Annotated in this window: 4 protein-coding genes; 2 read left to right on the top strand and 2 right to left on the bottom strand. The window is 71.4% G+C overall.

Annotation, left to right across the window (positions count from 1 at the left end):
* Together D183_RS0109680 and rlmKL are read left to right on the top strand one after the other, a co-directional pair.
* The coding region (locus tag D183_RS0109680; RefSeq protein WP_017908818.1) for an AAA family ATPase at positions 1–374 on the top strand (374 nt) is incomplete at its 5' end.
* A 412-nt stretch (positions 375–786) separates the two neighbouring features.
* Entirely contained in the window at positions 787–2,961 is a 2,175-nt protein-coding gene (gene rlmKL / locus D183_RS0109675) for a bifunctional 23S rRNA (guanine(2069)-N(7))-methyltransferase RlmK/23S rRNA (guanine(2445)-N(2))-methyltransferase RlmL (protein ID WP_017908817.1), read from the top strand.
* 227 nt (positions 2,962–3,188) lie between these two features.
* Here the strand turns inward: rlmKL and D183_RS0109670 are convergent, their stop codons facing one another.
* Positions 3,189–4,232 carry a response regulator gene (locus tag D183_RS0109670; RefSeq protein ID WP_017908816.1) on the bottom strand — a complete coding sequence of 348 codons (1,044 nt, stop codon included), beginning with the start codon at positions 4,230–4,232 and terminating at the stop codon, positions 3,189–3,191.
* A partial coding sequence (locus D183_RS0109665) for a response regulator (protein WP_017908815.1) occupies positions 4,229–5,880 on the bottom strand: 1,652 nt, incomplete at its 5' end. The genes D183_RS0109665 and D183_RS0109670, both read right to left, overlap by 4 nt.

Here is a 5,880-nt window from a genome sequence, read left to right as displayed (position 1 = left end):
CGGCTGCCACCGCGCTGGCGCAGGTGCAGGCCGCCGCGCCCGGCATCGCACTCGCCGACCTGCGCACGCGGCTGGCCTTGCTCGGCCTGGACGCGCAGCGCATCGGCGTGCCCTGCGGCCAGCTCAGCGGCGGCGAGCGGCTGAAGACTGCGCTGGCCTGCGCCTTCTACCGCACGCCGCCGGCCGAACTGCTGTTGCTGGACGAGCCGGACAACCACCTGGACCGCGAAGCCCGCGACGCCTTGCGCGCGGTGCTGCTGCAGTACCCCGGCGCGCTGCTGGTGGTCTCGCACGATGCGGAGTTCCTGGACACACTGCGCCTGCAGCAGCGCTTGCAGGCCGATCCCGAAGCGTGGCGGCTGACGCCGTGGTGAGCGGCGTACGCTGCCGTCGACGGGGTCTGCCGCCGGGCATGCCCGGCGCCGGATTCGTGGTCTCGCATTGCGCGATGCGTCGCGCACCAAGGCAGCAGGAGGGCGCGTCTGCAGCGCCAGCTTCATCTGCCACGGCGCGGGGTGGTCGCGAAGCGAACGCCGGCGGGCGACGTCGCTGTGCCCGTCACACGAGGCCAGTGACGGCCGCGGCGCACCCTGCGCCAGGGCACCGCGCAGCAGGCAGGGGCGCACGGACCCTGTGGTATTCTGCGCGCCGTTCCGGTGCGGTGCGTGCGCGTGCCCATCCCTCGATCCGCGGCCGCGGCCGCGGTAACGCCGGATCCGGCGCTGCGATGCGCCACGCGCGCGGCGTCCGCCGTGCCTCCCTCCCGTCCGTCCTGGTCCGCCTTCCGTGAAATTCTTCGTCTCCTGCGCCAAGGGCCTGGAATACCTGCTCGTCGATGAACTGCTCGCGCTCGGCGTGGCGCAGGCCACCGCCACCGTCGCCGGGGTCAATGCCGAAGGCAGCCTGCAGGACGCGCAGCGCGCGGTGCTGTGGTCGCGCCTGGCCAGCCGGGTGCTGTGGCCGTTGCAGTCCTTCGACTGCCCCGACGAGGCGGCACTGTACGCCGGCGTGGCCGCGCTGCCGTGGCGCAGCCATCTGGCGCCGCAGCACACCCTGGCGGTGGACGCGCATGTGTCCGGCACCGGCATCACCCATGCGCGCTTCGCCGCCCAGCGGGTCAAGGATGCGGTGGTGGACACGCTGCGCGGCGAGGGCCTGGAGCGACCGTCGGTGGACGTGGAGCACCCGGACCTGCGCCTGAACCTGTCGCTGCGCAAGGGGCGCGCGACGCTGTCGGTGGACCTGGGCGGCGGCTCGCTGCACCGGCGCGGCTGGCGCCAGGCGCAGAACGAGGCGCCGCTGAAGGAGAACCTGGCTGCGGCGGTGCTGCTGCGCGGGCAGTGGCCGGCCCTGTATGCGCAGGGTGGCGGGCTGCTGGATCCGATGTGCGGCAGCGGCACACTGCTGATCGAAGGCGCGCTGATGGCCGCCGATGTCGCGCCGGGCCTGCTGCGCGGCGAACTGGCGGCGCAGCAGCGCGGCGACACCGATGCCGATGCCGCGCCGAGTCGCTGGCTGGGGTTCGACGTGGCGTCCTGGCGTTCGCTGCTGGCCGAGGCGCGGCAGCGCGCCCAGGTCGGTCGCGCCGCGTTGCGGCCGGTGCTGTACGGCAGCGACATCGACCCGCATGCGCTGCGCGCAGCGCGCGAGAACGCGCTGGCGGCCGGCGTGGTCGAGGCGATCGCCTTCGCCGCGCACGACGTCGCGGCGTTGCCCGCGCCGGCGCAGGCGTTGGGCACGGTGGTGTGCAATCCCCCCTACGACGAGCGCCTGGCCGCCGACGCGGCGCTGTACCGGCGCCTGGGCGATGCGCTCAAGCGCGCGGTGCCGCAGTGGCGCGCCAGCCTGCTGTGCGGCAGCGACGAACTGGCCTACGCCACCGGCCTGCGCGCGGCCAAGAAGTACCAGATGTTCAACGGCGCGCTGGAGTGCCCGTTGATCGTCTGCGACCCGATCGCGGTCGCGCCGCGGGCCGGCGCCGCGGAGGAACCGCGTGCGCTCAGCGACGGCGCGCAGATGGTCGCCAACCGCCTGCGCAAGAACCTGCGCAAGTTCAAGACCTGGCGCGCGCGCGCGCGGATCGGCTGCTACCGCGCCTACGACGCCGACCTGCCCGAGTACGCGGCGGCGATCGACGTGTACCAGGAAGACGGCGGCCAGGCGCGCACGTTCCTGCACGTGCAGGAGTACGCGGCGCCGGACAGCATTCCCGACGTGGACGTGCGCCGCCGCCGCAACGAACTGCTGGCGGCGGCGCGCGAGGTGTTCGCGGTGCCGGCCGAGCAGGTGGCGCTGAAGACCCGCGAACGCGGCAAGGGCGGCAGCAAGTACGGCCGTTTCGAGCAGCGCGGCGAGTTCCTGGTGGTGCGCGAGCACGACGCGCTGCTGCGGGTGAACCTGTTCGACTACCTGGATACCGGGCTGTTCCTCGACCACCGCCCGCTGCGCGGGGTGATGGCGCAGCAGGCGCGCGGCAAGCGTTTCCTCAACCTGTTCTGCTACACCGGCGTGGCCAGCGTGCAGGCGGCGGTGGCCGGCGCCGATTCCACCACCAGCGTGGACCTGTCCGGCACCTATCTGCAGTGGTGCGCCGACAACCTGGCGTTCAACGGCAAGGGCGGCGCCCAGCACCGGCTGGTGCAGGCCGACGCGCTGAGCTGGCTGGAAGCGGAGAAGAACCGCTACGACGTGATCTTCTGCGACCCGCCGACCTTCTCCAACTCCGCGCGCGCCGAGGATTTCGACATCCAGCGCGAGCACGTGCGGCTGTTGCGCGCGGCGGTGGCGCGGCTGATGCCCGAGGGCGTGCTGTACTTCTCCAACAACTTCCGCCGCTTCAAGCTGGACGAGAACGCGCTGGCCGAATTCGCGGTATGCGAGGAGATCAGCGCGCAGACCATCGACGTGGATTTCGAGCGCAACCCGCGCATCCACCGCGCCTGGCGTCTGCAGCGGCGCTGAGAAGCGGTGCCTCGTGTGTCTTTCTGAAGGAGTGGCTTCAGCCGCGATGGGCGTGACCGGGCACGCACGTCGCGGAGCGTAACGCGCTGTTGCTTCTCCATCCGGGAGAAGGGGCCCCGAAGGGGCGGGTGAGGGGACGGGCGACGCCGCGTGTCCTCGATCTCTGCGCGTCGCTTCGCGCCGTCCCCTCACCCCAACCCCCTCTCCCGGGGGGAGAGGGGCTTGTATCAATTGCCGTGATGCCCCAGCGCGGTCTGCGCCTTGCCGCGTGGCGGCGGGTCATCCTCGGTCTCGCGCTCGTTCCAGTACGCCTGGATCTGCAGGATCTGCGGCAGGATCGCCTCGAACAACTCGACCAGACGCGGCTCGAACTGGCTGCCGGCCTTGTCGCGGAACAGCGCCATCGCCTGCTCCAGCGGCCATGCGTCCTTGTACGGGCGCGGTGAGGTGAGCGCATCGAACACGTCGGCCAGGGCCACGATCCGTGCCGATTCGGGAATCTGCGTGCCTGAAACGCCGGCGGGATAACCGCCGCCGTCCCAGTGCTCGTGGTGGTACAGGGAGACCTCGGCGGCGAGCCGGAACAGCGGCGCGCTGCTGCGGCTGAGGATGTCGTAGCCGATCCGCGGGTGCCGCTTCATGACCTGCCACTCGTCGGCGTCCAGCGGCCCGGGCTTCTTCAGCACCGCATCGGGGATGCCGATCTTGCCGGTGTCGTGCATCGGCGCGGCCTGTTCCAGCAGATCGGCGTCCTCGCACGACCAGCCGGCGGCCAGCGCGAGCGCGCGGGCGTAGGCGGCCATGCGCCAGATATGCGTGCCGGTGTCCGAGTCGCTGTAGTGGCCGGCCATGCCCAGCATCTGGATCGCGTCGCGATGGCTGTCGGCCAGGCTGGTGGCGCTGACCAGCGACAGGTGGGTGCGCACCCGCGCGCGCAGAATGCTCGGCGAGTAAGGCTTGGTGATGTAGTCCACGCCGCCGGCGTCGAACCCGATGCTCTCGTCGGTGTCCTTGTCCTTGCCGGTGACGAAGATGATCGGGATCGCCGCGCTGCGCGCATCTTCCTTCAGGGTGCGGGCGAGGGTGTAGCCGTCGATGTCGGGCAGGTCGACATCCAACAGGATCAGCGCCGGGCGGTGCTTGGCCACCCCGCGCAGGGCTTCGGCGCCGTTCTTGGCAAACACCAGCGCGTAGTCCTCGCGCAGGAGCTGGCGGATCAGCGCCAGGTTGCTGGGTTCGTCATCGACACAGAGGATGCAAGGCTGGGTCATGGCGTGTTCCCGTCTGATACGCGCTGCTGCGCGGGCGGCGCACTCTTATGAGTTTGATCATCGGCCAGCCATCGCCTGACTTTAGCCTCGGCTTCGCGGAAGGAAAAATTCTCCAGCAACAGTTGCAGTTCGGCGGCCTGTGCCGCCGGCAGGACCGGCGCCAGTTGCCGCAGCGTGCGGTCGATGCGGTCCGGATCGTCGCTGTCCAGCACCTGCAGCACCTGATACCAGGACGCCTGCAGCGTCGCCGGATCGACCGCGGCGAGGTTCGCTGCCGCGGGTGGCGCCGCACCCTGGGTGGCGTCGGCGAAGCGCAGCACTTCGGCCGCGGTGTCGGCCATCGCCGCGGCCAGCGCGGCGATCTCGGCATCGGCCTGCGTCGGCGCCGTGCTCAAGCGTTCTTCGAGGGCGGCGCTGGCGATGCTCAACGCCGGCAAGGCCAGCGATCCGGCCGAGCCGCGCAACTTGTGCGCCAGCGACACGGCCTCGGCCGGCCGTTGCGCTTCCACCAGGGTGCGGACGCTGGCCGCCGGGTCGGGATGTTCCTGCAACAGCTTCAGCAGATAGCGCCGATACGGCTCGCGTTCGCCCCAGAGCCGCTGCGCCTGGACGGTATCGAGCAGCGCGGGGTCGCTGACCGGCCAGTCGTCCGCCGGCAGCACCGGCGGTGGCACCGCCAGCGGCAGCAGCGGCAGCGCGGTCAGGTTCGGCGGCAGGAACCGGCGGATGATCGCGATCAGGTCCTCGACCTGGAACGGTTTGGCGATGAAGCCGTTCATGCCGCTGGACAGCGCCATCTCCTGCTGCTGGCGATAGGCGCCGGCGGTGAGGGCGATCACCGGTACGGCGGCCAGGTCCGGATCGGCACGCAGTTGCCGGGTGGCTTCGTAGCCGTCCATGGTCGGCATCTGCACGTCCATCAGCACGACGTGGAAGCGGCCGGGATCGCGGCGTAGCCGCTGCAGCGCCTGGGCGCCGTCCTGCGCCAGCTCGACCAGCGCGCCTTCGCCTTCGAGGATGCGCTGCGCGACCTCGCGGTTGATGTCGCTGTCGTCGACCACCAGCAAGCGGGCCCCGGCCAGGCGTGCGACGCCGTCGCCGGGCGCTGCCGCGGGCAGCTCGCCGTTGCGGCGCGCCAGCAGCATGGCGATGGTGCGCTGCAGGGCCGAGGCGGTGACTGGCTTGGTCATCACCGCATCCACGTCGGCGACGCCAGGCTGCTGCTCCTGGATCATGCGCCGCTCGTAGGCGGTGACCATGACGATGATGGGCTGCCGGTCCGGCGCCGATTGCGCGCGGATGCGCTGGGCCACGCTCAACCCGTCCAGGTCGGGCATGCGCCAGTCCAGCAGGATCACGTCGAACTCGGCCCGTTCCGGCGCGGCCGCGGCCAACGCGGCGGTGCCGCTGGACACCGCTTCCACCTGCCAGCCGAAGCCGTTGGCGATGTCGGTCAGGCTGCGTCTCACCAGGTCGTGGTCGTCGGCGATCAGCACCCGCCGCGCCTGCGCCGGTTCGGCGTCGTCGGCCGGTGCCGGCGCCACCGCGAACGGAATGACGAAGTAGAAATCGCTGCCCTGGCCGGGGGCGCTCTGCACTTCCAGTTGCCCGCCCATCAGCTCCACCAGGCGCCGGCTGATGGTCAGGC

This window comes from Xanthomonas sp. SHU 199 (assembly GCF_000364665.1).
Taxonomy (GTDB): domain Bacteria; phylum Pseudomonadota; class Gammaproteobacteria; order Xanthomonadales; family Xanthomonadaceae; genus Xanthomonas_A; species Xanthomonas_A sontii.
This window is presented reverse-complemented; position numbering and strand designations above follow the sequence as displayed.